28 protein-coding genes and 1 pseudogene are annotated in these 26,427 nt (G+C 71.2%); 20 read left to right on the forward strand and 9 right to left on the reverse strand.

What is annotated here, in order from left to right; genetic code table 11:
• Positions 1 to 132: 132 nt before the first annotated feature.
• The 3 genes from ACWCQS_RS19795 to ACWCQS_RS19805 are packed head-to-tail and all read right to left on the reverse strand — an operon-like array spanning position 133 to position 2,463.
• Positions 133 to 1,299 (reverse strand): hypothetical protein, encoded by a 1,167-nt coding sequence (locus tag ACWCQS_RS19795; protein WP_451005600.1) that lies wholly within the window; start codon positions 1,297 to 1,299, stop codon positions 133 to 135.
• 1 nt (position 1,300) lies between these two features.
• Entirely contained in the window at positions 1,301 to 1,555 is a 255-nt protein-coding gene (locus tag ACWCQS_RS19800) for a MoaD/ThiS family protein (RefSeq protein ID WP_388630882.1), read from the reverse strand.
• Between the two features lie 47 nt (positions 1,556 to 1,602).
• The gene (locus tag ACWCQS_RS19805; protein WP_451005601.1) at positions 1,603 to 2,463 is read right to left on the reverse strand and encodes an alpha/beta hydrolase family protein; all 861 of its coding nucleotides are present in this window, start codon (positions 2,461 to 2,463) and stop codon (positions 1,603 to 1,605) included.
• A gap of 195 nt (positions 2,464 to 2,658) precedes the next feature.
• On the opposite strand from ACWCQS_RS19805, the gene ACWCQS_RS19810 reads away from it, so the two are divergent.
• The 7 genes from ACWCQS_RS19810 to ACWCQS_RS19840 all read left to right on the forward strand — a co-directional run bounded on the left by ACWCQS_RS19810 (position 2,659) and on the right by ACWCQS_RS19840 (position 9,989).
• Positions 2,659 to 3,447, forward strand: a complete 789-nt coding sequence (locus tag ACWCQS_RS19810; protein WP_451005602.1) for a response regulator transcription factor — start codon at positions 2,659 to 2,661, stop codon at positions 3,445 to 3,447.
• A gap of 97 nt (positions 3,448 to 3,544) precedes the next feature.
• The gene (locus ACWCQS_RS19815) at positions 3,545 to 4,570 is read left to right on the forward strand and encodes a LacI family DNA-binding transcriptional regulator (protein ID WP_451005603.1); all 1,026 of its coding nucleotides are present in this window, start codon (positions 3,545 to 3,547) and stop codon (positions 4,568 to 4,570) included.
• Between the two features lie 99 nt (positions 4,571 to 4,669).
• Entirely contained in the window at positions 4,670 to 5,668 is a 999-nt protein-coding gene (locus tag ACWCQS_RS19820) for a S1C family serine protease (protein ID WP_451005604.1), read from the forward strand.
• Positions 5,669 to 5,726: 58 nt separating this feature from the next.
• Positions 5,727 to 5,966, forward strand: a complete 240-nt coding sequence (locus ACWCQS_RS19825) for a hypothetical protein (protein WP_451005605.1) — start codon at positions 5,727 to 5,729, stop codon at positions 5,964 to 5,966.
• Positions 5,967 to 6,810: 844 nt separating this feature from the next.
• Complete coding sequence (locus tag ACWCQS_RS19830) at positions 6,811 to 7,539, forward strand: response regulator transcription factor (protein ID WP_451005606.1); 729 nt, start codon at positions 6,811 to 6,813, stop codon at positions 7,537 to 7,539.
• On the forward strand, positions 7,536 to 9,023 hold the full coding sequence (locus tag ACWCQS_RS19835) for a sensor histidine kinase (protein WP_451005607.1): 1,488 nt from the start codon (positions 7,536 to 7,538) through the stop codon (positions 9,021 to 9,023). The genes ACWCQS_RS19830 and ACWCQS_RS19835 overlap by 4 nt, the downstream gene beginning before the upstream one ends.
• A gap of 252 nt (positions 9,024 to 9,275) precedes the next feature.
• Positions 9,276 to 9,989: a PH domain-containing protein gene (locus ACWCQS_RS19840; RefSeq protein WP_451005608.1), complete on the forward strand. Its 714-nt coding sequence runs from the start codon at positions 9,276 to 9,278 to the stop codon at positions 9,987 to 9,989.
• Between the two features lie 243 nt (positions 9,990 to 10,232).
• On the opposite strand, the pseudogene ACWCQS_RS19845 reads toward ACWCQS_RS19840, so the two are convergent.
• A pseudogene (locus ACWCQS_RS19845) lies at positions 10,233 to 11,292 on the reverse strand (ABC transporter transmembrane domain-containing protein); the annotation flags it as partial.
• A 427-nt stretch (positions 11,293 to 11,719) separates the two neighbouring features.
• On the opposite strand from ACWCQS_RS19845, the gene mshD reads away from it, so the two are divergent.
• From mshD to ACWCQS_RS19880, 7 genes are all read left to right on the forward strand, one after another.
• A complete protein-coding gene (mshD, locus tag ACWCQS_RS19850) occupies positions 11,720 to 12,646 on the forward strand; it encodes a mycothiol synthase (RefSeq protein ID WP_451005609.1) in 927 nt (308 codons plus the stop codon).
• 120 nt (positions 12,647 to 12,766) lie between these two features.
• Positions 12,767 to 13,153 carry a GntR family transcriptional regulator gene (locus ACWCQS_RS19855; protein ID WP_450985647.1) on the forward strand — a complete coding sequence of 129 codons (387 nt, stop codon included), beginning with the start codon at positions 12,767 to 12,769 and terminating at the stop codon, positions 13,151 to 13,153.
• A complete protein-coding gene (locus tag ACWCQS_RS19860) occupies positions 13,150 to 14,046 on the forward strand; it encodes an ABC transporter ATP-binding protein (RefSeq protein ID WP_451005610.1) in 897 nt (298 codons plus the stop codon). The genes ACWCQS_RS19855 and ACWCQS_RS19860 overlap by 4 nt, the downstream gene beginning before the upstream one ends.
• On the forward strand, positions 14,043 to 15,029 hold the full coding sequence (locus tag ACWCQS_RS19865; protein ID WP_451005611.1) for an ABC transporter permease: 987 nt from the start codon (positions 14,043 to 14,045) through the stop codon (positions 15,027 to 15,029). The genes ACWCQS_RS19860 and ACWCQS_RS19865 overlap by 4 nt, the downstream gene beginning before the upstream one ends.
• 146 nt (positions 15,030 to 15,175) lie before the next feature.
• On the forward strand, positions 15,176 to 17,530 hold the full coding sequence (locus ACWCQS_RS19870) for an RNA degradosome polyphosphate kinase (RefSeq protein WP_451005612.1): 2,355 nt from the start codon (positions 15,176 to 15,178) through the stop codon (positions 17,528 to 17,530).
• Positions 17,511 to 18,632 (forward strand): CHAD domain-containing protein, encoded by a 1,122-nt coding sequence (locus ACWCQS_RS19875; protein WP_451005613.1) that lies wholly within the window; start codon positions 17,511 to 17,513, stop codon positions 18,630 to 18,632. Before ACWCQS_RS19870 ends, ACWCQS_RS19875 begins: the two co-directional genes overlap by 20 nt.
• Positions 18,633 to 18,654: 22 nt before the next feature.
• Positions 18,655 to 19,062, forward strand: coding sequence for an NUDIX hydrolase (locus ACWCQS_RS19880; RefSeq protein ID WP_451005614.1), 408 nt, complete (start codon positions 18,655 to 18,657; stop codon positions 19,060 to 19,062).
• On the opposite strand, the gene ACWCQS_RS19885 is transcribed toward ACWCQS_RS19880, so the two are convergent.
• The gene (locus ACWCQS_RS19885) at positions 19,044 to 19,217 is read right to left on the reverse strand and encodes a hypothetical protein (protein ID WP_451005615.1); all 174 of its coding nucleotides are present in this window, start codon (positions 19,215 to 19,217) and stop codon (positions 19,044 to 19,046) included. The two genes, ACWCQS_RS19880 and ACWCQS_RS19885, sit on opposite strands and share 19 nt — an antisense overlap.
• Positions 19,218 to 19,360: 143 nt before the next feature.
• Here ACWCQS_RS19885 and ACWCQS_RS19890 point away from each other — a divergent pair, with 143 nt between their 5' ends.
• Positions 19,361 to 20,209 carry a hypothetical protein gene (locus ACWCQS_RS19890; RefSeq protein WP_451005616.1) on the forward strand — a complete coding sequence of 283 codons (849 nt, stop codon included), beginning with the start codon at positions 19,361 to 19,363 and terminating at the stop codon, positions 20,207 to 20,209.
• 101 nt (positions 20,210 to 20,310) lie between these two features.
• Entirely contained in the window at positions 20,311 to 20,478 is a 168-nt protein-coding gene (locus tag ACWCQS_RS19895) for a hypothetical protein (protein WP_388631014.1), read from the forward strand.
• A gap of 28 nt (positions 20,479 to 20,506) precedes the next feature.
• Here ACWCQS_RS19895 and ACWCQS_RS19900 read toward each other — a convergent pair whose 3' ends face one another.
• Entirely contained in the window at positions 20,507 to 20,812 is a 306-nt protein-coding gene (locus ACWCQS_RS19900; RefSeq protein WP_451005617.1) for a metal-sensitive transcriptional regulator, read from the reverse strand.
• 204 nt (positions 20,813 to 21,016) lie between these two features.
• Here ACWCQS_RS19900 and ACWCQS_RS19905 point away from each other — a divergent pair, with 204 nt between their 5' ends.
• Genes ACWCQS_RS19905 through ACWCQS_RS19920 form a run of 4 tightly spaced genes read left to right on the forward strand, consistent with a single transcriptional unit; the run spans position 21,017 to position 23,336 of the window.
• The gene (locus ACWCQS_RS19905) at positions 21,017 to 21,637 is read left to right on the forward strand and encodes a DUF47 domain-containing protein (protein ID WP_351615062.1); all 621 of its coding nucleotides are present in this window, start codon (positions 21,017 to 21,019) and stop codon (positions 21,635 to 21,637) included.
• 7 nt (positions 21,638 to 21,644) lie between these two features.
• Entirely contained in the window at positions 21,645 to 22,643 is a 999-nt protein-coding gene (locus ACWCQS_RS19910; protein ID WP_451005618.1) for an anion permease, read from the forward strand.
• A 58-nt stretch (positions 22,644 to 22,701) separates the two neighbouring features.
• A complete protein-coding gene (locus ACWCQS_RS19915) occupies positions 22,702 to 22,959 on the forward strand; it encodes a hypothetical protein (protein WP_069783739.1) in 258 nt (85 codons plus the stop codon).
• 8 nt (positions 22,960 to 22,967) lie between these two features.
• The gene (locus ACWCQS_RS19920) at positions 22,968 to 23,336 is read left to right on the forward strand and encodes a hypothetical protein (RefSeq protein WP_451005654.1); all 369 of its coding nucleotides are present in this window, start codon (positions 22,968 to 22,970) and stop codon (positions 23,334 to 23,336) included.
• A gap of 142 nt (positions 23,337 to 23,478) precedes the next feature.
• On the opposite strand, the gene pstB is transcribed toward ACWCQS_RS19920, so the two are convergent.
• From pstB to pstC, 3 genes are read right to left on the reverse strand one after another with little or no spacing between them, the layout of a single operon-like run.
• Positions 23,479 to 24,255, reverse strand: a complete 777-nt coding sequence (gene pstB / locus ACWCQS_RS19925) for a phosphate ABC transporter ATP-binding protein PstB (protein WP_069780064.1) — start codon at positions 24,253 to 24,255, stop codon at positions 23,479 to 23,481.
• A 47-nt stretch (positions 24,256 to 24,302) separates the two neighbouring features.
• A complete protein-coding gene (gene pstA / locus ACWCQS_RS19930) occupies positions 24,303 to 25,364 on the reverse strand; it encodes a phosphate ABC transporter permease PstA (protein ID WP_451005619.1) in 1,062 nt (353 codons plus the stop codon).
• Positions 25,361 to 26,368, reverse strand: coding sequence for a phosphate ABC transporter permease subunit PstC (gene pstC, locus ACWCQS_RS19935; protein ID WP_451005620.1), 1,008 nt, complete (start codon positions 26,366 to 26,368; stop codon positions 25,361 to 25,363). The genes pstA and pstC overlap by 4 nt, the downstream gene beginning before the upstream one ends.
• Positions 26,369 to 26,427 lie beyond the last annotated feature (59 nt).

The following is a 26,427-nucleotide window of genomic DNA, read 5'->3' on the forward strand; positions in this document are numbered from 1 at the left end:
CGGCAACCCGCAACCCGCTGGCAACTCACAGCCCGCTGTATGACATGGAGCCCCGGCCCGCCGGAATCGGGCCGGGGCTCCGGCTTGTCCCCCGTCCGGCAACGGACGGGGCGTGATCGAGGGGGAACAGCTCTAACCGAGCGCCCTTCCCAGCACCCACACCACAGGCGCGGCAGCCGACAGCGGCAACGCCACCCCGGCCGTGAAGTGCACGAACCTCGACGGGTAGTCGTAACTGGCCACGCGGTGACCGATCAGCGCGCACACCCCGGCGGCCGCACCCAGCAGCGCGCCCTTCGCGCCCAGCCCGGTCATCCCACCCACGGCGATCCCCGCGCCGGCCGCCGCCAGCAGCGACACCGCCACCGACGCCGGTGTCGGCAGCGGCAGGACCCGGGCCAGGATCGCCACCGCCACCGCCGCGGCGCCCACCGACACCGCGTGCGCGCCGGCGCCCAGGTACCCGGTGGCCAGCACCGACAGAGCCGACGAGGCGACCGTCGCCATCAGGCCGTACATCCGCTCGTCCGGCGAGGCGTGCGAGCGCAGCTGCAGGACCAGGGCCAGCAGGACCCAGATGCCGAGCGGACCGAGGATCGCCGCGGGGGCGTGGTCGCGGCCGGCGACCAGCACCGCCGCGTCGGCCGCCAGCCCGCCCAGGAACGCCAGCGCGATGCCCTGCCGGGCCGGCCACATGCCGTTCAGCCGGAACCAGCCCGCCGCCGTCACGCCCTGCAGCACCACCAGCGGCAGGACCAGCGCGTACGAGGCGACCGGCGCCGCCGCGGCCAGCAGCAGGCCCAGCAGCGCGGTCAGCAGCGCCGGCTGCATACCGGGCTCGATGATCGGCGAACGGCCCTCGAGGCGCGCCCGCTGGGCGTCCGTGATCCGGGCGTTCCCGGCGAGCGTGGCGGGGCCGTAGGCCGGCCCGGACTCGGGTACGGCTTCCGGGGCGGGGGTGGCCGCGGGTGCGGGTGCGGTGTGCGGCTCCGGTTGGGGAGCGGCCGCGTACTGCTGCTGGTGCTGCTGCTGGTACGGATGGTGTTGCTCCTGGTACTGCCCCTCGTACGCCTGCGACGGCGGATACGCCGCCTGCGCCGCCTGCGCGGGCGCCTGCAGCGACGCGTGCGTCTGCGAATCCCAGGTCTGCCCCTGCCACTGCTGGGTGAGATGGGGGTCGTAGCCGGGCTGCTGCCCGTGTCCGGCGTACTGGTCCTGCTGGGGCCACTGCTGCTGATAGGGGTCGTAGCCCTGGTAGCCCTCATAGGGGCCCTGGCCCTGATACGGCTGGTCGCTCATCTCACCCTCCTGCGAACGGCGGGAGCACCTCGACCGTGCCGCCCTCGGCCAGCCGTACCGTCTCATGCGCGCGGGTCCCGACGGGGTCACCGTCGACGAGGAAGGAGCAGCGCTGCAGCACACCTGTGAGTTCACCGGGGTGGCGCGCGCGCACGGCGGCCAGCGCGTCGGCGAGCGTGTCCGCGTCGTACGGCTCCTCGGCGACACCGGCCGCGGCCTTGGCGGCGGCCCAGTAGCGCACCGTGACCTTGGGCATCTGATTCCTCAATCGACAGCGAGTAAGAAATAAAGAGTGCAGTCAGGCTAGCCCGCCTTGACGGCCGCCCAGTCCGCGATCCGGGCGAGCAGGGCGTCGTCCGCCGCGTGCTCCGCGTGGCCCATGCCCGCCTCCACCCAGAGTTCGCCGTGGTCACCGGCCGCCTCGGCGAGCATCCGGGGGTGGTCGAGGGGGAAGTAGCCGTCGCGGTCGCCGTGCACGATCAGCAGCGGGGTGGGAGCGATCCCGGGGACCGCCTCCGTCGGGGAGATCGGGACCGGATCCCACTCGCGGTGGTGGATCCGGGTGCGCAGGCCGTAGCGGCCGACCAGGCGGCCCTCGGGGCGGGTGACCAGCCAGTGCAGGCGGCGCATGGGGGCCGTGCCCCGGTAGTACCAGCGGGCCGGGGCGCTGACCGAGACCACCGCGTCGACCGTGCCGGGCTCCAGGGCGGCGTGCCGCAGGACCACCGAGCCGCCCATGGAGAAGCCGACGGTCGCCACGCGCGCGTGCCCGCGGCCGCGGGCCCAGGCGACGGCGGCGGCGAGGTCCAGGACCTCCTTGTCCCCGACGGTGGAGCGACCGCCGGAGCGCCCGTGGCCGCGGAAGGAGAAGGTGACGACCGCGCCGTAGCCGCGCAGGACGCCCGCCACCCGTCGTACATGCGGACGGTCCACGTCCCCGGTGAACCCGTGGGCGACGACGAACACCAGGTCACGGGAGGCCGAACTGCCGTTGTCGGGACCGGATCCGGAGCGTTCGTATACGACGGCGCCCGGATCGTATACGGAATCGATCGGAATTCCGTCGGCGGTGCGCAGAAACGTCCGGATAGGCGCCTGTCTGCGCGTCTCGCGATTCGGACGAACGGTGGAATGCGCCACTTGACCTGCCGAACGGTTCCTCATGTGGGCTATTCTGCTGGGCATGAGGACTCGGGCAGCGCAGCCCCCGGGTCCTTTTGTGCTTTCGGAAGCGTTGTATACGAAGTGGGAAACCCCAGGTGAAGGCGCCGGGGAGGGACCACGGTGTACGGGGCCTTCGGGATCGCAGAGCAGTGCTCGTCCGCACAGCCGCGCAGGGACCGAGGAGGAACCAGACATATGAGTTCTCTGCTGCTCCTGACCAACGCCCTCCAGCCGTCGACGGAGGTGCTGCCCGCCCTCGGCCTGCTCCTGCACAATGTGCGGGTGGCCCCGGCGGAGGGCCCCGCCCTGGTCGACACCCCGGGCGCCGACGTCATCCTCGTCGACGGCCGCCGCGATCTGCCCCAGGTGCGCAGCCTGTGCCAGCTGCTGCGCTCCACCGGTCCGGGCTGTCCGCTGATCCTCGTCGTCACCGAGGGCGGCCTCGCCGCCGTCACCGCCGACTGGGGCATCGACGACGTGCTCCTCGACACCGCCGGCCCCGCCGAGGTGGAGGCGCGGCTGCGGCTGGCCATGGGCCGCCAGCAGATCGTCAACGACGACTCCCCGATGGAGATCCGCAACGGCGACCTCTCCGTGGACGAGGCGACCTACAGCGCCAAGCTCAAGGGCCGGGTCCTGGACCTGACCTTCAAGGAGTTCGAGCTGCTGAAGTACCTCGCCCAGCACCCGGGCCGGGTCTTCACCCGCGCCCAGCTGCTGCAGGAGGTGTGGGGCTACGACTACTTCGGCGGCACCCGCACGGTCGACGTCCACGTACGGCGGCTGCGCGCCAAGCTCGGCCCGGAGCACGAGTCGCTGATCGGCACCGTCCGGAACGTCGGTTATCGATTCGTTACGCCCGAGAAGGCCGACAAGGCCGAGCGGGCTGCCGAGCAGGCCAAGGCCAGGGCGGAGCAGGCAAAGGCGGAGGATACGGACACATCCGCCGTCCGTGACGGCTCCGAGATCCACGCCGACGTCTAGTGCAGGCATGAAAGCCGCTCGGGCCGGGCATTGCTTCCGCACATCCAAGCACTGGTACGCCCTGCCCAGAGCGGGTCAATCCGCGTAGACTCCGCGCGTGGCCAAGGTGACTCGGGATGACGTGGCACGGCTGGCTGGAACCTCCACCGCCGTCGTCAGTTATGTCATCAACAACGGACCCCGGCCGGTCGCCCCGGCCACGCGCGAGCGTGTCCTCGCCGCGATCAAGGAACTGGGGTACCGCCCCGACCGGGTCGCCCAGGCGATGGCCTCCCGGCGCACGGACCTCATAGGCCTGATCATCCCGGACGCCCGCCAGCCCTTCTTCGGCGAGATGGCGCACGCGGTCGAGCAGGCCGCCTCCGAGCGCGGCAAGATGGTCCTGGTCGGCAACACCGACTACATCGGTGAACGCGAGGTCCACTATCTGCGCGCCTTCCTCGGCATGCGCGTCTCGGGCCTGATCCTGGTCTCCCACGCGCTGAACGACCTCGCCGCCGCCGAGATCGACGCCTGGGACGCCCGGGTGGTGCTGCTGCACGAGCGCCCCGAGGCCATCGACGATGTCGCAGTGGTCACGGACGACCTCGGCGGCGCCCAGCTCGCCGTGCGCCACCTGCTGGAGCACGGCTACGAGTACGTCGCCTGTATGGGCGGTACGGCCGAGACCCCGGCCGTCGGCGACCCGGTCTCCGACCACGTCGAGGGCTGGAAGCGGGCCATGGCCGAGGCGGGGCTGTCCACCGAGGGCCGGCTGTTCGAGGCGCCGTACAACCGCTACGACGCCTACCAGGTCGCCCTGGACGTCCTCTCCGGCCCCGAGCGGCCGCCGGCGATCTTCTGCTCCACCGACGACCAGGCGATCGGCCTGCTGCGGGCGGCGCGCGAGCTGCGCATCGACGTGCCCGGCAAGCTGGCGGTGGCCGGGTTCGACGACATCAAGGAGGCGGCGCTGGCCGACCCGCCGCTGACCACGGTCGCCTCGGACCGCTCGGCGATGGCCCGGGCGGCGGTCGACCTGGTGCTGGACGACGGGCTGCGGGTGGCGGGGTCGCGGCGGGAGCGGCTGAGGACGTTCCCGTCCCGGCTGGTGGTGCGCACCAGCTGCGGCTGCGAGGCCTGAGCCGCACCGGCAGGCCTTTATATCGGGCAAACGAGGTTCTGCCGGGCTTCTCAGCGAGCACTCAGGAAGCTCTCATGGTCACAGGGGAGGCTTCTAGGCATGACCGAGAGCCAGGGTGGATACACCCAGCAGCCGAGCAGCAGCTACTCCACCTCCGTCAGCCCCGAGTGGCCGCCTCCGCCGCCGTACCAGCCGGTGACGGCGGTGGCGCCGGAGCCGCGGAAGAAGCGCAACCGGGGTCCCGTCGCCCTCCTCGCGGCCGTCGCCGTCGTCTCCGCCGCGGTGGGCGGTGCCACGGCGTACGGCTTCCAGGAGCTGACCGGCAAGGACACGGTCTCCTCCACCGGTACGACCACGAACGTGGTGCCGACCGGCAAGCGGGGTGACGTCGCCGCGATCGCTGCCGCGGTCAGCCCGAGCGTGGTCGAGATAAGCGCGGCTCTCAGCAGTGGCTCCTCCACCGGCTCCGGTGTGATCATCACGTCGAACGGCGAGATCGTCACCAACAACCACGTCATCTCCGGGGCGCGGTCGATCAAGGTGCGCACCAGTGACGGCAACAGCTACACCGCCGATGTCGTCGGCACCGACAGCTCCAAGGACCTCGCGCTGATCAAGCTTCACGGCGCGTCGGGTCTGAAGCCCGCCTCCCTCGGCAACTCCTCCGGCGTCCAGGTCGGCGACTCGGTCGTCGCGATCGGCTCCCCCGAGGGCCTGACCGGCACCGTCACCAGCGGTATCGTCTCCGCCCTCAACCGGGACGTGACCGTCTCCACGGACGAGAACCAGGGTCAGGGGCAGGGCGGTGACGGACAGTGGCCGTTCCAGTTCGGCGGCCGTCAGTTCAACGGCGACACGGGTTCGTCCACGACGACGTACAAGGCCATCCAGACGGACGCCTCCCTCAACCCGGGCAACTCCGGCGGCGCCCTGATCGACGCGAGCGGCAACGTCATCGGCATCAACTCCGCGATGTACTCGTCGAGCCAGCAGTCCTCCTCGTCCTCGGACGCGGGCAGCATCGGCCTCGGGTTCGCGATCCCCGTCAACACCGTCAAGTCCGACCTGGCCAAGCTGCGGTCGGGCAACAACAGCTAGCGCGTGAGCCCCGCACCGGGCAGCGCGTGGCACGGCACCAGTCAGCAGGGAGTACGTCATGATCACCAAGGTTTCGCACCAGATCGCCGACCACGGTCCCACCGACCTCACCCTGGCCCTCACGGTCTCCTGGGACCTGCACGTGCCGATCCCGGCGCCCCGCAAGCCCGAGCAGGCGCCCCGTGCACCCGAGGTGGTCGTCACGCCGGTCCCGCAACTGATGGGCCTGCGCACCGCCCCCGTCCGCACCCACCGCCGCAAGGTCCCCCTGAACCGCTTGACCGCGGTGCGCGCCTGACGCCGGGGGCGGGGCCGACGCCCGGGGCTGCCGCCGGGGCAGGCCTGACCGTCGAGGTCCGGCCTGCCCCCAGGCCGGACCCCCGGGTTGGGCCTGACCGCCGGGGTTGGACCTGACACCGGCGGGAACTGGCCTCGGTCGGGCCTAGCCTCGGGCGAGCCCCGGACGGGACTGGACTCGGACGAGCCCAGCCTTGGACGAGCCCCAGACAGCACCGACCCCGGACAAGCCCAGCCTCGGACGAGCCCCAGACAGCACCGACCCCGGACAAGCCCCAGACGGCAGTGACCCCGGACAAGCCCAGCCTCGGACAAGCCCCAGACGGCAGTGACCCCGGACAAGCCCAGTCTCGGACAAGCCCCAGACAGCACTGGACTCGGACCGGGCGGACTCGGACCGGGCCAACTCGGACCGGGCGGACTCGGACCGGGCCAACTCGGACCGGGCCAACTCGGACCGGGCGGACCTCCGGTTCAGGGCTGCCGCCAGCCGCGTCCTGCCGCCGGTTCAGGTCTGACGGCCGCCGCGTCCTGCTGCCGGACCGGGGCCGAACCCCGGACCGGGACCCGACCACCATCCGCGAACAACCGCCGCGGCGGCCGGCCCTCGGCACCAGCCCCGACCACCGACCGCACCGACCACCGTCAAAGCCGGCCCCGGACCGGGTCCGAGCCCCGGCCAGGCCGCCGAAGGCCGAGCACGAACCGGCTGCCGAGCCGACCGCCCCACGGGCCGCACCCGGCAGGTCTGCCTCCCGGACCGTCGGTCGTGGCAGGCTGAGAGTCAGCCGAGAGGCACCCCCGTCCACCCGCCCCGACCACCGCACCCCGAGGAATCGCGAGTCATGAGCCCCGCCGAAGGCGACCCCCAGCGCATCCTGATCGTCGACGACGAGCCGGCCGTACGCGAGGCGCTCCAGCGCAGTCTCGCCTTCGACGGGTACGACACGGAGGTGGCCGTCGACGGCGCGGACGCGCTGGAGAAGGCGACCGCCTACAAGCCCGACCTGGTCGTCCTGGACATCCAGATGCCGCGCATGGACGGCCTGACCGCGGCCCGCCGTATCCGCGGGGCGGGAGACACCACCCCGATCCTCATGCTGACGGCCCGCGACACCGTCGGCGACCGGGTGACCGGCCTCGACGCCGGCGCCGACGACTACCTGGTCAAGCCCTTCGAGCTGGACGAGCTGTTCGCCCGTATCCGCGCCCTCCTGCGCCGCAGCTCGTACGCGGCGGCGGTGTCCACCGAGGCCCAGGAGGACGAGGCGCTGACCTTCGCCGACCTGCGCATGGACCTCGTCACCCGTGAGGTCACCCGCGGCGGCCGGCAGGTGGAACTGACCCGCACGGAGTTCACCCTCCTGGAGATGTTCATGGCGCACCCGCGCCAGGTCCTCACCCGCGAGCAGATCCTGAAGGCGGTCTGGGGCTTCGACTTCGAGCCCTCCTCCAACTCCCTCGACGTCTACGTCATGTACCTGCGCCGCAAGACCGAGGCCGACGGCGAGCCGCGCCTCGTGCACACCGTGCGGGGCGTGGGGTACGTCCTGCGGCAGGGCGGCGCCGAGTGAGCAGGCTGGTACGGCGTTACCGGTCCCTGCCGATCAGGGCCCGGCTGGCGATGCTGGTCGCGGCGGCGGTGGCGTTCGCGGTGGCGGCGGTGTCGGTGACGTGCTGGTTCATCGTGCAGGGGAAACTGTACGACCAGGTCGACACCGACCTGCAGAAGGCGATCCAGCGGCCCCAGATGGCGGACGACGTCACCACGCTGCTGTCCAGCTGCCCCCAGGCTCCGTCGGAGTCGGCCTTCGGGTTCCGGTCGCGCGGCAACTACTACTTCGAGCTGGTCAAGGCGGACGGCACGGCCTGCATCTTCTCGAACTCCGCGGGCGCGGTGAAAACCGTCTCCAGCGACCGGGACGTGGCGAAGTCGGTGGACAGCCGCAAGGGCCTCCTCCGCAACGGGACGGACAGCAACGGAGACGCCGTTCGCGTGCTGACCATGCCCTTGGTGGTCAACGAGGGCGTGGCGACCCCGCCCCAGCTGTACCCGAACACGGCCCTGCTGGTGGCCACACCGCTCAAGACCACCCAGGACACCCTCAACGACCTGGCCCTCATCCTGCTCCTCGTCTCGGGGATAGGAGTCGTCGGGGCCGGCGCCGCGGGCCTGGCCGTCGCCCGTGCCGGTCTGCGCCCGGTCGACAAGCTGACGGAGGCCGTGGAGCACGTGGCCCGGACCGAGGACCTGACCATCCGCATCCCCGTGGAGGACGACAGCGAGGACGAGGTCGCCCGGCTCTCCCGGTCCTTCAACTCCATGACCGCCTCCCTGGCCAGCTCCCGCGATCTCCAGCAGCAGCTGATCGCCGACGCCGGCCATGAACTCCGTACGCCGCTGACGTCGTTGCGCACGAACATCGAGCTTCTGACCCGCAGTGAGGAGACGGGCCGTCCGCTCCCGCCGGAGGACCGCAAGGCGCTGCTCACGTCGGTGAAGGCGCAGATGACCGAACTTGCCGCGCTGATCGGCGATTTGCAGGAGCTGTCCCGTTCGGAGGGGCAGCACGGTGAGCGGGTCCAGGTGGTGTCGTTCCAGGACGCGGTCGAGGCGGCACTGCGCCGCGCCCGTCTGCGCGGCCCCGAGCTGACGATCACGTCGGACCTGGAGCCCTGGTACGTCCGGGCGGAGCCCTCCGCGCTGGAGCGCGCGGTCGTCAACGTCCTCGACAACGCGGTGAAGTTCAGCCCCGAGGGCGGCATGGTCGAGGTGCGGCTGACCGACGGCGTCCTGACCGTCCGCGACCACGGCCCCGGTGTCCCGGAGGACGAACTCCCGCACGTCTTCGACCGCTTCTGGCGCTCCCCCAGCGCCCGCGCCCTGCCCGGCTCGGGCCTCGGCCTGTCCATCGTGGCCCGCACGGTCCAGCAGGCGGGCGGCGAGGTCACCCTGTCCCCCGCGCAGGGCGGCGGCACGGTGGCGACGATACGGCTGCCGGGCGCGCCGACGCCGCCGCCGGAGACGCCGGAGACGACCGAGACCCTGGTCGGCTGAGCGAGCCGGCGGTCACTCCGGCTTCGGCAGGGCACGCAGTCGCCGGATCCGGGTGCGGCTCGGCTCGGGTCTGCCGGGTGCGGCTGGCCCGCCGCCCTGCTCGCGGTGTGAGCGTGCGGGCGTTCCTCGACCTGTCCAGGACCGGCGCGTGGCGGCGGATCGTTTCGCACGCCCCCTCCTCACCGCCCCGCACACGAGGTCTAGTCTCTCCTCGGTCGCGCACCCTTCCGGTGCGCCGGGGAGGGGATCTCCATGGACGAGGGCGCGTCGGCACGGGAGTACCGCAGGCAGCGAAGACGGCCCCGGCAGGCCGCGCTGCTGCCGCTCATCTTCCTGGGCAACGCCGCGCTGCAGACCATCCGCACCCGCCACGTCCTGCCGATCCTGTGGGCCCCCGTCGCGCTCGCCGCTCTCGTGGCGGTCTGCGTGTGGGGCGCCCTGTCGGAGTGGCGGGCGCGCACCGTGGTGACGACCCGGGGAATCACCCGCCAGGGACCCCTGCGGGCGCGCACCTGGGCCTGGTCCACCGTCTACGACATCCGGATCGAGAACTCCGGCAGCCAGCCCCTCAACGCCCACCCCCGGTGGCCGGCCTACCTGTACGACCTGGAAGGCCGCCGCTTCCTGCTCCCGCAGATCAACGAGTGGCAGCTGGACGATCCCTACGCCGAGGTCGCGGCCCTGCGCGAGGCCGCCTGGCGGTACGGGATGCCCTACGGGCAGCGGGCCGAGATCGAGGAGGGGATCCTGCGGCAGGCCGGGCGACGACGGGGATGGCAGTGGGCGAGCGTCGCGGCCGCGGTGGTGTTCGCCTTGATGATCCTGGTCGCGCTGGCGGAGGACGTCGCCGGGACGCCGGCCAATCTCTACCTGCTGCTCCTGGTCATACCGCTGGCCGCTTTCGGCCTGCTCGGGCTCCTGCTCGCCCGGTACTTCGCCGCCCGCGCCCTGCGGCTGCCGCGCTGAGCGCTCCGCGCCGGAAGTGCCGCGATGTGCCGTCGGCCGTCTGCGGCGTCATCGCCCTCACCGGCGCAGGATGAGTGTGTCGTCGCCCGTCGGCGCCGGTACCGCCACCGCCTGCGGCAGCGGCTGGGCGAGACGGGCGTACGCGCCGCCCCGGGCGAGGAGTTCCTGGTGCGTGCCCGTCTCCACCAGGCGTCCGTGGTCGACGACCAGGACGCGGTCGGCGGCGGCGAGGGTGGGAGGCGCTGCGGGCGCCCGGGTAGCGGAAGGACACGTCGTGGAAGCCGACCCAGCCGCGTACGGGCCACTGCGGGACCGGGTCTGCGGGGTCGGTGACGGCGGGCTCGGCGTCCAGGATCTCGCCGATGCGGCGGGCGCCGGCGGTGGCCGCGGTGACGGTCAGGCCCAGTCGGCCGAGGTTGCGGACCGGCGGGTAGAGGTAGCCGAGGAAGGCGGCGAACGCGAGGAGTTGGCCGAGGGTCATACGACCGGCGGAGATCTCCCAGACGCCCAGCCCGATCACCGCGAGCACGCAGAGCGTCTCGACGACCTGGACGAACTGCTCGTACGTCTCGCCCAGCCGGGCCCCGCGCACGCTCGCCCGCAGCCAGGCGCGGGCCTCGCGGTCGAGCCGTCTCTCCTCGTCCCGCTGTCTGTTGTACGCCTGGGTGAGGACGACATTGCCGAGCGACTCCTCCACCACCGAGGTGATCGCGCCGTCCGCCACCCGCCCGTCACGGGCAGCCTGTTCGATCCGGCCGGAGAAGCGGCGCCCGGCGAGCAGGAACAGGGGCGCGAGGACGAAGGTGGCCAGCGCCAGGTCCCAGCGCAGCCAGAAGGCGGCGGTGGCATGGAAACCGGCGGAGAACGCGGCCGAGACCGCGCCCACGACGCCGGAGACCACCAGTTGTTCGATGGACTCGACGTCTCCGGTGAGCCGTTCGACCAGGTCGCCCCGGCGGTGCTGCTGGAAGAAGTGCGGCGGCAGGTCCTGGACATGGCGGAAGACGGCCGCGCGCAATCGCAGCACGAATCTCTCGGCGGTCCAGGCGGCCAGGGAATTGCCCAGACAACCGACCAGCGCGGCGAGCGCGGCCGCGCCGAGCCAGGCGCCGGCCGGTCCCCACAAGGCGGACAGTGAACCGGCCTTCAGGGCGTGGTCGGTCAACTCGGCGAACAGCAGGATCGCGGCGGTCTCGGCGAGCGCGGAAACAACCACGCAGGCGATGATCACGCCGAGCCATTTACGGTCCCCGCGGGTCAGCGGCCAGAATCGGCGGAAGGCCTCCCGGGCTTCCCCGAGCATCGACGACTCCTGTCCACAGCTGTGGACAGACGCTCTGCCTGCCTGCCCGCCGCGGGGCCACCGGCGCGACCACGCGATAACCGGTGACCCGCCCGACGACGGCCCGACTCAGCCCTCGTCTCCGACCGGCCGGCGCTTCGGCGCCTGCCCGGGCCGCTTCTCCGGCGCCGGTTTCTTCCGCTCCGGAGCGGGCTTGCAGTGCTTCTTGAATGGGGGCGAGCCTGTGGAAAGACATGGCGATTCTCCGTTTCCCGTGATTCACGTCGGAGAATTCCGACACGGAAAACATTACGGCATTCGAAAGCCGGGAAAAGTCAATTCCGGTGAGACCTCAATTAAAGAGCACTGTGAGCAATTCACAGGAATTTTCGGGAACCACGGCGCCATTCACATAGGTTTTACGGGGTGGCTGCCGTACCCTCTACGCATGAGCAGCGACGACACCGTACGGGCCTTCCCCGCCCGCTCCATCGAGACCCACTCCGCGCTCACCCCGGACCAGGCCGATGCCGTGCGGGCCCTGCTCGCCGAGGCCGCCGCGGTCGACGGGCAGCAGCCGGTGTCCGAGCAGGGCCGACTGCAACTGCGCGGGGGCGCCCGCGAGGGCGTCTCGCATCTGCTGCTGTGCGTCGACGGCGAACTCGTGGGCTACGCCCAACTGGAGGACACCGACCCGGTCGAGGCGCCGGCCGCCGAACTCGTCGTACGGCCGGTGGACCGGGGGCAGGGGCACGGGCGGGCGCTCGGCGCGGCACTGCTCGCCGCCTCCGGCAAGCGGCTCAGGGTGTGGGCGCACGGCGGGCATCCCGCCGCCCGGCATCTCGCCCAGGTGCTCGGCCTGACCCTGTTTCGCGAACTGCGGCAGATGCGGCGGCCGTTGACCGATCTGCAGCTGCCCGACCCGGTGCTGCCGGAGGGCGTGAGCGTGCGCACCTTCGTGCCCGGCAAGGACGACGCGGCCTGGCTCGCGGTCAACGCGGCCGCCTTCGCCCACCACCCCGAGCAGGGTTCGCTGACCCAGCGGGACCTCGACGACCGCAAGGCCGAGCCGTGGTTCGACCCGGCCGGGTTCTTCCTCGCCGAGCGGCGCGGGGAGGTGATCGGCTTCCACTGGACCAAGGTGCACGCCGAGGAAGCCCTCGGCGAGGTGTACGTCCTCGGGGTCCGGCCCGGCGAACAGGGCGGCGGCCTCGGCAAGGCCCTCACCACGATCGGCCTGCGCCACCTGGCCGATCAGCAGCTGCCGACCGCGATGCTCTACGTCGACGCCGACAACCAGGCGGCGGTGTCGGTGTACGAGCGGCTGGGCTTCACGACACACGAGACGGACCTGATGTACCGCACGGAGACCTGACATACCGCAGGTACCGCACGAAGACCTGACATTCGGCGGGATAGGGGCGGCCGGCTTGACGGCCGCCCCTCTCTTGCACCACCCTTTCACTACTCAATTAGTGAAAGGGTGGTTCAACGCATGGTCGAGTACCGCATCGACCGGCACAGCGGGGTCGCCACCTACGTCCAGATCGTCCAGCAGACCAAACAGGCCCTGCGCATGGGCCTGCTGCAGCCGGGAGACCGGCTGCCCACCGCACGTGAGGTCGTGGAGGCCACCGCGATCAACCCCAACACCGTCCTGAAGGCGTACCGGGAACTGGAACGCGAGGGACTGGTGGAGGCGCGCCGGGGCCTCGGGACCTTTGTGCGGCGGGCGCTCGGCAGCACCCCGGTCGACCCCTCCCTCCGCACGGAGCTGGAGGCATGGGCCGAGCGGGCGCGCGGCGCCGGGCTGGAGCGGGACGACGTGGCCGCACTCTTCACCGCCGTACTCGACACGCACTTCCAGGGAGAACGTTCATGAGCGACACGGCGATCGAGGCGACCGGCCTCGGCAAGCGCTTCGGACGCCGGGGCGGGTGGGCGCTGCGCGACTGTGCCTTCCGGCTGCCCGCCGGGCGGGTGTGCGCCGTCGTCGGGCCCAACGGCGCCGGCAAGTCGACGCTGCTCGCCCTCGCCGCGGGGCTGCTCCCGCCCACCGAGGGCCGGCTGCGGGTGCTCGGCACAAGCGCGGCCGCGGCCCGCCCGCGGGTCGGCTACGTCGCCCAGGACAAGCCGCTCTACCCGCAGCTCACGATCGCCGAGATCCTGCGCATGGGCGCCGACCTCAACCCCGGGCACTGGGACGCGGCCGCCGCCGAGCACGTCGTCGCGGGCGGCGACCTGGACCCCAGGGCCCGCATCCGCTCCCTCTCCGGCGGTCAGCGCACCCGGGTCGCGCTCGCCCTCGCCCTCGGCAAGCGGCCCGAACTGCTGCTCCTGGACGAGCCGATGGCCGACCTCGATCCCCTCGCCCGGCACGAGCTGATGGGCACGCTGATGGCCCAGGCCGCCCAGTACGGCACCACCATCGTGCTGTCCTCGCACGTCGTGGCCGAGCTGGAGGACTCCTGCGACCATCTCCTGCTCGTCGGCGGCGGCCGGATCCGGCTGGCCGGCGAGATCGACGACCTGCTCAATGCCCACCTCCGGGTCACCGGCGCCGCCGACTCCGCCCGCCTCGACGCACACGCCGTCGTCGAGTCCCGGGTCACCGGCCGCCAGCTGACCGCGCTGCTCCGCCCGGCCGGACCGCTCCCCGCCGACTGGCGCGCCACGCCGCCCACGCTGGAGGAACTGGTCCTCGCCCACCTGCGCAATCCCGAGGCCCCCGCCCTCACCACCGCACCGGCCGTCACCGAGGAGAGTGCCGCGTGACCACCGTCCCGACCGCCCCGCGGCCCCGCACCGCCCGCTGGCTGCTGCGACTGCACCGCCCCGCGCTGTACGGCTTCGCCGGCCTGGTGATCGTCCTGACCGCCGTACAACTCGCCCTGGCAGGGCCGCTCGCCGACGCCGCCGCCGCGGGCTGGCGCCAGTTCGACGCCTGCGGCCTGGGCGTATGCGCATACGACCAGGCCGCGATCCTGCGCTACAAGAACTACTACGACTACGCCACCTACGCCCTGAACGCGCTGCCCTTCCTGGTGGCCGCGTGGGCCGGTGCCGCCCTGACCGGCCGGGAGATGGAGACCGGCACCGCTCGGCTGTCCTGGACCCAGGGCGCCTCCCCCGCCCGCTGGCTCACCGTCCGGCTGGCCGTCCCGGCGGCCCTCGTCGCCACCGGCACCTGTCTGCTGTTCTGGCTGCACCACCGGGCCTGGTCGGCGGGGCTGGGCCGGATCGACACCGCCAAGCGCTGGTACGAGCTGACGACCTTCCACGCCAACGGCCCCACCACCGCCGCGCTGGCCCTGACCGGACTGGCGGCCGGCACCCTGGCGGGCCTGGTGCTGCGCCGTACGCTGCCCGCGCTGGTCGTCGGCACGCTGTTCACCGCGGGCGTCGCCGGCGTGGCCCAGCAGCTGCTGCCCCACCTGTGGCCGGCGGTCACCCGCGTCGGCGACCTCCACCAGGGCTACCGCGGTGACGGCCTCATCGTCGCCCAGGGCCTGGTGACCAGGACCGGCGAGCATGTGTCCTGCGGTTCCGGGGCGTGCGACCGCGCCTCCGTCTACGCGGTCGGTTACTTCAACACCTATCACCCCTACTCTCACTACTGGCCGCTCCAGCTCACCGTCAGCGCGCTGTTCCTGGCGGTCGCCGGGGTGCTGGTGGTCGCCTCCTACCTGGTGCTGCGGCGGCTGACCGGGGCGCTGGGGGCGGCTGGGGAAGCGGAGCGCGTCCTCGTCGGCGCCTGATCGCCGTTGAGATACCGGCGGCGTGCCTTTCGGGGCGCGCCGCCCGCCTCGCTTTCGCAACCAGGACCCCCGGGAGCCGCCCCGCGCTATCCCGGACGTCATGTCTCCGTAACCATCGATTCAGCCAGACTTGCGACGCTCGGCCAATGCAGCCCGCCGTGCCAGAGCCTTCGCCGCCCCCCGAGGGGCCCGCGGAAAACGGGGCCATGACGCTCCCGCCCGCACGTTCCGACGCGCCTGTCATGCCTGTAGCGCGGAAGAATGGGTTCATGAGTCAGCAAGACACCCAGGCAGAGGTCCAGCACATCCAGCCCGACGTGGGCTCCATAGCCGCACACCGCTCGCGCACCGTCGCGGGCTCGGTCTCCGATCTGGAGCCGGACCTCGACGCTGATCTCGACGCGTACGACGAGACGAAGGCCGGGGGTGCGCCGCTGCCCCAGGGCCGTTTCCTCGACCGTGAGCGCAGCTGGCTCGCTTTCAACGAGCGCGTCCTGGAGCTGGCCGAGGACCCGAACACACCACTGCTGGAGCGGGCGAACTTCCTCGCGATCTTCGCCAGCAACCTGGACGAGTTCTTCATGGTCCGGGTGGCCGGTCTGAAGCGCCGTATCGCCACCGGCGTCGCGACGCGCTCGGCCTCCGGGCTGCAGCCGCGCGAGGTGCTGGAGATGATCTGGGCCCGCTCGCGCGAGCTCATGGCCCGGCACGCCGCCTGCTACCACGAGGACGTCGCCCCCGCGCTCGCGGAGGAGGGCATCCACCTGGTCCGCTGGAACGAGCTGACCGACAAGGAGCAGGCGCGCCTGTTCACGCTGTTCCGGCACCAGATCTTCCCGGTCCTCACCCCGCTGGCCGTCGACCCCGCGCACCCCTTCCCGTACATCTCCGGCCTCTCCCTCAACCTGGCCGTCGTCGTACGCAACCCGGTGAGCGGCCACAAGCACTTCGCGCGGGTGAAGGTGCCGCCGCTGCTGTCGCGCTTCCTGGAGAGCAGCCCCGGCCGGTACGTCCCCATCGAGGACGTCATCGCCGCGCACCTGGAGGAGCTGTTCCCGGGCATGGAGGTGCTGGAGCACCACACCTTCCGCCTCACCCGCAACGAGGACCTGGAAGTGGAGGAGGACGACGCCGAGAACCTGCTCCAGGCCCTGGAGAAGGAGCTCATGCGGCGCCGCTTCGGCCCGCCGGTGCGCCTGGAGGTCGAGGAGTCCATCGACCGCGAGGTGCTGGACCTGCTGGTCCGCGAGCTGAAGATCAGCGAGGCCGAGGTGTACCCGCTGCCCGGCCCGCTCGACCTCACCGGCCTCTTCCGCATCCACAGCCTCGACCGGCCCGAGCTGAAGTACCCGAAGTTCGTCGCCGGCACCCACCGCGACCTCGCCGAGGTGGAGTCGGCGTCTGCGCCGGACATCTTCGCGGCCCTGCGCACCCGGGACGTGCTGCTGCACCACCCGTACGACAGCTTCTCCACCTCCGTGCAGGCCTTCCTGGAGCAGGCGGCGGGCGACCCGGACGTCCTCGCGATCAAGCAGACCCTGTACCGCACCTCCGGCGACTCCCCGATAGTCGACGCGCTCATCGACGCCGCCGAGTCCGGCAAGCAGGTCCTCGTCCTGGTCGAGATCAAGGCCCGCTTCGACGAGCACGCCAACATCAAGTGGGCGCGCAAGCTGGAGGAGGCCGGCTGCCATGTCGTCTACGGCCTGGTCGGCCTGAAGACGCACTGCAAGCTGTCCCTGGTGGTCCGCCAGGAGGGCGAGACGCTGCGCCGCTACAGCCACGTCGGCACGGGCAACTACCACCCGAAGACGGCGCGCCTGTACGAGGACCTGGGCCTGCTCACCGCCGACCAGCAGGTCGGCGCGGACCTCTCCGACCTGTTCAACCGCCTGTCCGGCTACTCCCGCCGGGAGACCTACCGCCGCCTGCTGGTGGCGCCCAAATCCCTGCGCGACGGACTGGTCTCGCGGATAGACAAGGAGGTCCAGCACCACCGCGCGGGCCGCCCGGCCTTCGTCCGCATCAAGGTCAACTCGATGGTCGACGAGGCGGTCATCGACGCCCTCTACCGCGCGTCCCAGGCGGGCGTGCCGGTGGACGTGTGGGTGCGCGGCATCTGCGCCGTCCGCCCCGGCGTCACCGGCCTGTCCGAGAACATCCGGGTCCGCTCGATCCTCGGCCGCTTCCTGGAGCACTCCCGTGTGTTCGCCTTCGGCAACGGCGGCGAACCCGAGGTGTGGATCGGCAGCGCCGACATGATGCACCGCAACCTCGACCGCCGGATAGAGGCCCTGGTGCGGGTGGTCGACCCCGCCCACCGGGCGGCCCTCAACCGGCTGCTCGACACCGGCATGTCCGATTCGACCTCCTCCTGGCACCTCGGTCCGGACGGCGAGTGGACGCGACACGCGACCGACGCGGACGGCCAACCCCTGCGCAACGTCCAGGAGATGCTCATAGACGCCCGGAGGCGCCGGCGTGGCACAGCAACACCTTGACCCGACGGACCCCACGGCCGGGGTGGTGACCGGGGACGCCCTCGCGGCGTATCTGCGCGCCCAGGCCACGGAGTTCCTCCGCGCCCTGCGCCTGCACCGCGAGACGGGCGGTGCGAACGGGGCGGGCCCCGCGCGAGCCCAGGCGAGCGCGGGGGAGAAGGGCGCGGAGGAGTCCGTCGACGCGGCGCGCGCCCTGCGCCGTTCAGCCCGCCGCATCAGCGGCAGCCTGCACACCTTCCGCCCGCTCCTCGACGCCGACTGGTCCGAGGAGATGCGCCCCGAACTGGCGTGGCTGTCCGGCACGCTGGGCCTGGAGCACGCGTACGAGGCCCGGTTGGAACGGCTGCTGCTGGCGCTGCACCGGTTGTCGGGGGCGACGGCCTTCCCGGGCCAGGTGGTTTCGGTCAACGTGGCCGCGGGCGCGACGGCGGCGTCCAACGCCGGTGGCCCGACCCACCCGACGGCACCTCAGGAACGCGGCAACTTGACAGTGGGCGCGGCAAAGGCGGGCGCCCTGCTGGAACGCCAGCTGACCCTGGCCCGGACGAGGGCTCACTCCACGGCCCTGCAGGCACTGGGGTCGAGCCGCTTCCACGCCGTCGCGGACAAGGTCGCCGTACTCGCCAGCGAGGTCCCCCTCACCCCCACCGCCCCCACCACCGACCTGCGCCCCCTGGCAGCCGCTGCGGAGGAACGGCTGACAGACGCCATCGCCGGGCTCCCGCTGGTCGTGGCGGGCCACCCGTACAACGCGGAGGCCCTGGTGCACGGACTGTCCCCGGACCCGTCCCCGCACCCCCAGGACGGCCCCTGGCACCAGGTCCGGCTGCTGCTGCGCCTGCACCGGTACGCCCAGGAGGCGCTGCACGGCGGCAACATGCCCGTCGACGTGCGCCTGCTGGCGGCCGGCCAGGCCCTGAACCGGCACCGGGACGCCTCGGAGGCGGCAGCGGCGGCGGCCCAGGCCGCCCGTACGCCCCGGATCGCCCCGGCGACGGCGTACGCGCTCGGCGTGCTCCACGCCGACCAGCGGCACGAGGTGGAGGCCGCCAGGTTCGCCTTCCAGCAGGCCTGGCAGAAGCAGACCGTCAACGCGCCCTGAGGTCCCCCGAGGAGGCGGTGGTGTGAGCGACACGTTGGTGCGGGCGGCCGGCTGTGTGCTGTGGCGCCGCTCGCCGGTCTCCGGCGACCTGGAGATCTGTCTGGTCCACCGGCCCAAGTACGACGACTGGTCGCACCCGAAGGGCAAGCTCAAGCGCGGCGAGGACGCGCTCGCGGGCGCCCTTCGGGAGGTCGCGGAGGAGACCGGGTACACGGCCGTGCCCGGCGCGGAGCTGCCGACCCTGCGGTATCTCGCGAACGGCCGTCCGAAGCAGGTGCGTTACTGGGCGGCCGAGGCGGTCTCCGGGCACTTCGCCCCGAACGCCGAGGTGGACCGCATCCTGTGGCTCTCCCCCGCCGCGGCCCGCAGCCGCCTCACCCAGCCCCGGGACTGCGAACTCATCGACGCCCTTCACCGATCCGCCGCGTGAGCCTCCGCGTCCGTACGGGCCTGGCTGCGGGCCCGGCGGGCCGGACCGCGCCAGCCGCACGTACAGCGGGCCATGCAGAAGCGGCCCTGTTCCGTCGTCGAGGTGAGGTGCTCCTGCCCCTGCCGGATGCGCTCCGGCCCTTCCTGCTGCGCCACCCTGACAACGTTACCCACTCCGCGGCCAAAGGGTTCGTACGGCTTTTCCTCCCCTCGTCGGCGCGTGACGGCGCCCCCTACCTGTCGTTAACCGGACGACAGGGGGCCCGTGACGGACACACCGGCTTGGGGGTAGGCAGGCGATGGAACGGCGGCAGCACAGGCACGCGGGCAGGACGGTCGTCGCGGTCGGCATCATGCTCGGCCTCGGGGCGGGTGCCACGGGCTGTTCCGGCAGCGGGGCCGCCGCCGAGGACGTCAAGGACGGGGGCGATGCGGTCGCCGTCCTGCACCGGGCGGCCGACATCCTGCGCGACGCGGGCAGTTCCAAGGCCACCACCTCCATGGAGATGGCCACGGGCGGCACCCGGGTCACCATCCGCGGCCAGGGTGTCTACGACTTCCGGCGCCGGCTCGGCCGGCTCACCGTCGTCCTGCCCGAGGACCCGGCGGGCACCTCCGAGCACCAGCCGATCACCGAACTCCTCGCCCCGGACGCCCTGTTCATGAAGAACCGGGGCGCGGGCGTGCCCGCCGACAAATGGGTCCGGGTGGACACCGCCACACTGTCCGACGGCAACCTGGTCACCGGCGGCGCGACCGACCCGTACGCGGCGGCCGAGGTGCTGCGCGGGACGCGGACGGCGACCTACGTCGGCAGGACCGAGGTCGGCGGGACCGCCGTACGGCACTACCGGGGCACGGCGGACCTGGGCAGCGCGGCCCGCCGGGCCTCCGCCGAGAACAGGGCGCCACTGGCCGCGGCGGCGAAAGGGTTCGCCACGGCCGAAGTGCCGTTCGACGCCTATCTCGACGACGAGGGCCGCATCCGCAAGCTCAGGCAGCGCTTCAGCTTCGTCAACGGCAGGCTGAAGACCCCCGTGGCGGTCGCCTCGACGACCCTGCTCTACGACTTCGGCGCCCCCGCGGTCGTACGGCTGCCACGTTCGGCGGACATCTACGCGGGCCGTATCGCCGAGGACGACAACTAGTCCCTGGCGCCACCCCGTAAGTAGCCCGTCCGTGCCATGCGCGGTGTGTAGAGCGCTGCCTACTCTAGATAGTCGGTGACGGCAGGGATGAGGTGAGGCGGGTGGCTCCGGTCGGCGGTACGGCGGTGCAGGACCACGTGGCCCTCGCCGAGATCGAGCTGTGCGGAGAGCTGATCATCGCGGCCTCCGCGGCCGAGGACCGGCTCAGCATGGAGAGCATCGACGAGGTGCTGCGGGTGGCCGAAGAGCGACGGTCCTGGGAGTCCTGAGCGGTCCGGAGCGCGGGAGCCGGCGGGATCAGGAGCGCAGCAGCCGGCCGATCGCCTTCGTCGCCTCGTCCACCTTGGTGTCGATCTCGTCGCCGCCCTTGAGGGCCGCGTCGGCCACACAGTGCCGCAGATGCTCCTCGAGCAGCTGCAGCGCGAAGGACTGCAGGGCCTTGGTGGAGGCGGAGACCTGGGTCAGTATGTCGATGCAGTACGTGTCCTCTTCGACCATCCGCTGCAGGCCGCGGATCTGCCCCTCGATCCGGCGCAGCCGCTTGAGGTGCTCGTCCTTCTGCTTGTGGTAGCCGTGCGTGGCGCCGGCCTCGGTCGTCGTCATCACAGGCCTCCATCTCGGGACGAGCTCGCTAGATACCCCTACTGGGTATATGGTAGCCAACTTTGCGGGGTAAGGAGCCCTTGGTACGCCCCCGTGCTGATCACTCTGCCCGATGGGCGACACTGGGATGCGGCCCATTAGCCGTGGCCGGATGATGCGCCTAGCATCAGCCTGACCGAAACCGAAGCACCCCGAGGACCCCACGTGCGCTTTCGTCTGACCCCCAGGGAGACGAGCTTCTACGACATGTTCGCCGCCTCCGCGGACAACATCGTCACGGGCTCGAAACTCCTGATGGAACTGCTCGGGGCGGACGGACCTGCCCGAGCCGAGATCGCAGAGCGTATGCGGGCCGCGGAACACGCGGGTGACGACGCCACGCACGCGATCTTCCACCAGCTGAACTCCTCGTTCATCACGCCGTTCGACCGCGAGGACATCTACTCCCTCGCCGGGTCCCTCGACGACATCATGGACTTCATGGAGGAGGCCGTCGACCTGGTCGTCCTCTACAACGTCGAGGAACTGCCGAAGGGCGTCGAGCAGCAGATCGAGGTCCTGGCCCGGGCCGCCGAGCTGACCGCCGAGGCCATGCCCAACCTGCGCACGATGGACAACCTGACCGAGTACTGGATCGAGGTCAACCGGCTGGAGAACCAGGCGGACCAGATCCACCGCAAGCTGCTGGCCCACCTCTTCAACGGCAAGTACGACGCGATCGAGGTGCTCAAGCTCAAGCAGATCGTGGACGTCCTGGAAGAGGCGGCGGACGCGTTCGAGCACGTGGCGAACACGGTGGAGACCATCGCCGTCAAGGAGTCCTGAGGCGTCGATGGACACCTTCGCGCTCATCGTGACCATCGCGGTCGCGCTCTTCTTCACCTACACCAACGGCTTCCACGACTCGGCGAACGCGATCGCGACGTCGGTGTCGACGCGGGCGCTGACCCCGCGGGCGGCCCTCGCCATGGCCGCCGTCATGAACATGGCCGGTGCGTTCTTCGGCACCGGCGTCGCCAAGACCGTCAGCGAGGGCCTGATCGAGACGCCCTCGGGCTCGACGGGGATGGGCATCCTCTTCGCGGCCCTGCTGGGCGCGATCACCTGGAACCTGATCACCTGGTACTTCGGCCTGCCGTCCTCGTCCTCCCACGCCCTGTTCGGCGGCCTCGTCGGCGCGGCCCTGGCGGGCGGTACGGCGGTGCACTGGAACGGCGTACTGGACAAGATCATCATCCCGATGTTCCTGTCCCCCGTGGTCGGCCTGATCGTCGGCTACCTCGTCATGCTGGCGATCATGTGGCTGTTCCGCCGGGCCAACCCGCACAAGGCCAAGCGCGGCTTCCGTATAGCGCAGACGGTCTCCGCGGCCGGCATGGCCCTCGGGCACGGCCTCCAGGACGCCCAGAAGACCATGGGTGTCGTCGTCATGGCACTGGTGGTTTCCGGCCACGAGACGTTCGGCGAGCCGATCCCGGTCTGGGTGAAGATCGTCTCGGCGGTGATGCTGTCCCTGGGCACCTACGCGGGCGGCTGGCGCATCATGCGCACCCTGGGTCGCAAGATCATCGAGCTGGACCCCCCGCAGGGCTTCGCGGCCGAGGCCACCGGCGCCTCGATCATGTTCGGCACGGCCTTCCTCTTCAAGGCGCCGATCTCAACGACCCACGTCATCACCTCGGCGATCATGGGCGTGGGCGCGACCAGGCGCGTCAACGCCGTCCGCTGGGGCGTGGCCAAGAACATCGTCCTCGGCTGGTTCATCACCATGCCGGCAGCGGCGCTGGTCGCTGCGCTGGCCTTCGGCTTGGAGAAGCTGACGGTGCTGTAAAGTCGTCAGCACAGTACGGGTACGTACCCGTACCCATCGCGTGCCGAGGAGTCCGATGATGACCGACGCCAACGTCCGTATCCCTGAGGAAGCCCGGGACCGGCTCGCCGCCATAGCGGCAGCCGAGGGGATGTCGCTGCGCGCCTACCTGGCACGGCTGGCCGAAACCCTGCTCACTCCCGCGGAGCGGGCCGAACGGGCCGAGCAGGCCCGCGCCGCGCTGACGGAGTGGACCGGCTACGCACCCACTCCCGCAGAGGAACGAGACCTCGACAGCGAGCTGGACCGCCGGCTGGCCCGGGCGACCGCCCGGTGAGCGACGCGATGCACATCGTCCTGGACGACACCGCTATGGCCGCGGCCGGCCGGGGCAATGTCCTTGCCTCCCGGTTGATCCACCGCGCCCACGTGGAGGTCGGCTGGTACCTGTACGCCCCGGCGTGCGCACTGGTCGAAGCCGACCGGGCCCGTCCTGGTACCGCGGAGCATCTCGCCGCGCTGCCGGGCATCGTCCTTTTGGACCTGGACCTGCCCGCGGCCTTGGCGGTCGCCCAGCGGCACTCGTGGGCCGCGGCGCACTGTCAGTACGCTGCTCAGCCCACCCCGGACCGTCCCGACGGCGCGCTCATCGCCACCGTCACCCCGGACCGGTGGATCGGCGAGCCGGTGCGGGTGCTGGACCTCAACCCGTAAAGACCGTGACGGCCGGGCGGCCACAGCGCCTCCAGACAGACGCAATGGGCCCGCCCCCGGGAGCCAGGGGCGGGCCCTCTTGCGTCCTCGCGGTGGCACCGCCATGCAGCACCGCGAGGGGTCTATGACATCGGACCTCGGCTCAGCCGAAGCGGCCCGAGATGTAGTCCTCCGTCGCCTGGACGGACGGGTTGGAGAAGATGCGCTCGGTGTCGTCGATCTCGATCAGGCGGCCGGGCTGGCCCACCGCGGCGAGGTTGAAGAACGCCGTACGGTCCGAGACGCGCGCCGCCTGCTGCATGTTGTGCGTCACGATGACGATCGTGAAGCGCTCCTTCAGTTCGCCGATCAGGTCCTCGATGGCGAGGGTGGAGATCGGGTCCAGGGCCGAGCAGGGCTCGTCCATGAGCAGGACCTTGGGCTCGACCGCGATCGCGCGGGCGATGCACAGGCGCTGCTGCTGGCCGCCGGACAGACCGGAGCCCGGCTTGTTCAGGCGGTCCTTGACCTCGTTCCAGAGGTTCGCACCCTTGAGCGACTTCTCGACGATGTCGTTCAGCTGGCTCTTCTTGTAGTTACCGTTCAGGCGCAGACCCGCCGCCACGTTGTCGAAGATCGACATCGTGGGGAAGGGGTTCGGGCGCTGGAAGACCATGCCCACCTCACGGCGGACCGACACCGGGTCGATCCCGGCGCCGTACAGGTCCTCGTCGTCCAGGAGCACCTTGCCCTCGACGCGGCCACCGGGGGTGACCTCGTGCATCCGGTTCAGCGTGCGCAGGAACGTCGACTTGCCGCAACCGGAGGGGCCGATGAACGCCGTCACCGAACGCGGCTCGACGGTCATCGAGATGTCCTCGATCGCCTTGTGGGAGCCGTAGTAGGCGGTCAGTCCGCTTACGTCGATTCGCTTGGCCATGTCTACTTCACTTCCAGAAATTCAAGCTCGGTCGCTGTATGGCCGCGTCAGCGACCGGTCTTCGGGGCCTTCCAGCGGGCGATGCCGCGGGCCACCAGGTTGAGGATCATCACGAAGGCGATCAGCGTGAGGGAGGCCGCCCAGGCACGGTCGTACGCCGCGCTGGCACCCGCACTCTGCTGGTACTGCTGGAAGATGAACAGCGGCAGCGACGCCTGCGCACCCTCGAAGGGGTTGTTGTTGATGAACGGGTTGCCGAACACCAGCAGCAGCACCGGAGCGGTCTCACCCGCGATACGGGCGATGGCCAGCATGACACCGGTGGTGATACCGCCGATGGAGGTCGGCAGGACCACCTTGAGGATAGTCCGCCACTTGGGCACACCGAGTGCCAGCGAGGCCTCGCGCAGCTCGTTCGGGACGAGCTTGAGCATTTCCTCGGTGGAGCGGACGACGACCGGCATCATCAGGATGGCCAGGGCCAGCGAACCGGCGAAGCCGAAGGGCTGCATCTGGAAGATGAGCATCAGCGACAGGATGAATAGGCCGGCGACGATCGACGGGATACCCGTCATGACGTCCACGAAGAACGTGACGGCCTTGGCGAGCCTGCCCCGCCCGTACTCCACCAGGTAGATCGCGGTGAGGATGCCGATCGGCGCACCGATGACGGTGGCGAGGCCGACCTGCTCCAGGCTGCCGATGATGGCGTGGTAGATACCGCCGCCGGGCTCGGAGTCGGCGACGACGCCCATGGAGTGGGTGAGGAAGTAGACGTCGAGGACCTTCACGCCGCGCGAGATGGTCGTCCAGATCAGGGAGACCAGCGGGATGACGGCGAGCAGGAAGGCGACCCAGACGAGGGAGGTGGCGACCCGGTCCTTGGCCTGCCGGCGGCCCTCGACCTTGGCGGCGATGCCGTAGGTGCCGAGGACGAAGAGGACCGCGGCGATCAGGCCCCACTGGACCTTGCTGCTGAGTCCGCCGATCAGGCCGATGGCCACGGCCAGGACGATCGAGCCGGCCGCGATGGCCCAGGGGAACCATTTCGGGAGGCTGGCGCCGCGCAGCGTGCTGTGGCGCTTGTGGGTGACGGCTGCGGTGCTCATGCGTTGGCCCCCGAGTACTCCTTGCGGCGAGCGATGATCATGCGGGCCGCGCCGTTGACCACCAGGGTGATGACGAAGAGGACGAGACCGGAGGCGATCAGCGCGTCACGGCCCTGCTCGGTGGCCTCACCGAACTTGCTGGCGATGTTCTGCGCGAAGGTGCCGCCGCCCGGGTTCAGCAGGCTGGCGTGGATGACGTAGTCCGGGGAGAGCACGGTGGCGACGGCCATCGTCTCGCCGAGGGCGCGGCCGAGGCCGAGCATGGACGCGGAGATCACACCGGAGCGGCCGAAGGGCAGCACGGCCATGCGGACGACCTCCCAGCGGGTGGCGCCGAGGGCCAGTGCGGCCTCCTCGTGCATCCGCGGGACCTGCCGGAACACCTCACGGCTGACGTTGGTGATGATCGGCAGGATCATGATCGCCAGCAGGATGCCGACGGTGAGCATGGAGCGGGGGGCGCCGCCGTCCCAGGAGAAGATGCCGGTCCAGCCGAAGTAGTCGTTCAGCCAGCCGAACAGGCCCGCCATGTGCGGGACGAGGATCAGGGCACCCCAGAGGCCGTACACGATGGACGGCACGGCGGCGAGCAGGTCGATCACATAGGCGATGGGACCGCTCAGCCGGCGCGGGGCGTAGTGGGTGAGGAACAGCGCGATCGCGACGGCGACCGGGACCGCGATGACCATGGCGATGACCGAGGAGACGATCGTGCCGAAGGCCAGCACCGCGATGCCGAAGACCGGCGGCGTGAGGTTGGTGTTCCACTCGAAGGTGGTGAGGAAGTTCCCGTGGTCCTTGCTGATCGCGAGGGACGAACGGTAGGTGAGGAAGACCGCGATCGCGGCCATGATCACCAGCAGCAGGATGCCCGAGCCGCGGGTGAGGCCGAGGAAGACGCGGTCGCCGGGGCGGGACGCGCCGCGGGCGTTGCGCTTCTGCTCGGCCACGTTGGGCTGGGGCGTGGGGGGAGGTGTGTCAGTTGTCTTGGTCGATATGTCCATCGGGTTCTCCGGTCTGCGGAGCCGGTCGCCCGGGTGGGGCGGCGACTCATGGCGGCGGT

It is taken from the genome of Streptomyces sp. NPDC002076 (assembly GCF_053593835.1).

Coding starts and splice junctions, on each gene's coding strand:
- ACWCQS_RS19795 (WP_451005600.1), bottom strand. CDS start 1,299: ATGAGCGACCAGCCGTATCAGGGCCAGGGCCCCTATGAGGGCTACCAG.
- ACWCQS_RS19800 (WP_388630882.1), bottom strand. CDS start 1,555: ATGCCCAAGGTCACGGTGCGCTACTGGGCCGCCGCCAAGGCCGCGGCC.
- ACWCQS_RS19805 (WP_451005601.1), bottom strand. CDS start 2,463: ATGAGGAACCGTTCGGCAGGTCAAGTGGCGCATTCCACCGTTCGTCCG.
- ACWCQS_RS19810 (WP_451005602.1), top strand. CDS start 2,659: ATGAGTTCTCTGCTGCTCCTGACCAACGCCCTCCAGCCGTCGACGGAG.
- ACWCQS_RS19820 (WP_451005604.1), top strand. CDS start 4,670: ATGACCGAGAGCCAGGGTGGATACACCCAGCAGCCGAGCAGCAGCTAC.
- ACWCQS_RS19825 (WP_451005605.1), top strand. CDS start 5,727: ATGATCACCAAGGTTTCGCACCAGATCGCCGACCACGGTCCCACCGAC.
- ACWCQS_RS19830 (WP_451005606.1), top strand. CDS start 6,811: ATGAGCCCCGCCGAAGGCGACCCCCAGCGCATCCTGATCGTCGACGAC.
- ACWCQS_RS19840 (WP_451005608.1), top strand. CDS start 9,276: ATGGACGAGGGCGCGTCGGCACGGGAGTACCGCAGGCAGCGAAGACGG.
- mshD (WP_451005609.1), top strand. CDS start 11,720: ATGAGCAGCGACGACACCGTACGGGCCTTCCCCGCCCGCTCCATCGAG.
- ACWCQS_RS19855 (WP_450985647.1), top strand. CDS start 12,767: ATGGTCGAGTACCGCATCGACCGGCACAGCGGGGTCGCCACCTACGTC.
- ACWCQS_RS19860 (WP_451005610.1), top strand. CDS start 13,150: ATGAGCGACACGGCGATCGAGGCGACCGGCCTCGGCAAGCGCTTCGGA.
- ACWCQS_RS19870 (WP_451005612.1), top strand. CDS start 15,176: ATGCAGCCCGCCGTGCCAGAGCCTTCGCCGCCCCCCGAGGGGCCCGCG.
- ACWCQS_RS19890 (WP_451005616.1), top strand. CDS start 19,361: ATGGAACGGCGGCAGCACAGGCACGCGGGCAGGACGGTCGTCGCGGTC.
- ACWCQS_RS19900 (WP_451005617.1), bottom strand. CDS start 20,812: ATGACGACGACCGAGGCCGGCGCCACGCACGGCTACCACAAGCAGAAG.
- ACWCQS_RS19910 (WP_451005618.1), top strand. CDS start 21,645: ATGGACACCTTCGCGCTCATCGTGACCATCGCGGTCGCGCTCTTCTTC.
- ACWCQS_RS19915 (WP_069783739.1), top strand. CDS start 22,702: ATGACCGACGCCAACGTCCGTATCCCTGAGGAAGCCCGGGACCGGCTC.
- ACWCQS_RS19920 (WP_451005654.1), top strand. CDS start 22,968: ATGCACATCGTCCTGGACGACACCGCTATGGCCGCGGCCGGCCGGGGC.
- pstB (WP_069780064.1), bottom strand. CDS start 24,255: ATGGCCAAGCGAATCGACGTAAGCGGACTGACCGCCTACTACGGCTCC.
- pstA (WP_451005619.1), bottom strand. CDS start 25,364: ATGAGCACCGCAGCCGTCACCCACAAGCGCCACAGCACGCTGCGCGGC.
- pstC (WP_451005620.1), bottom strand. CDS start 26,368: ATGGACATATCGACCAAGACAACTGACACACCTCCCCCCACGCCCCAG.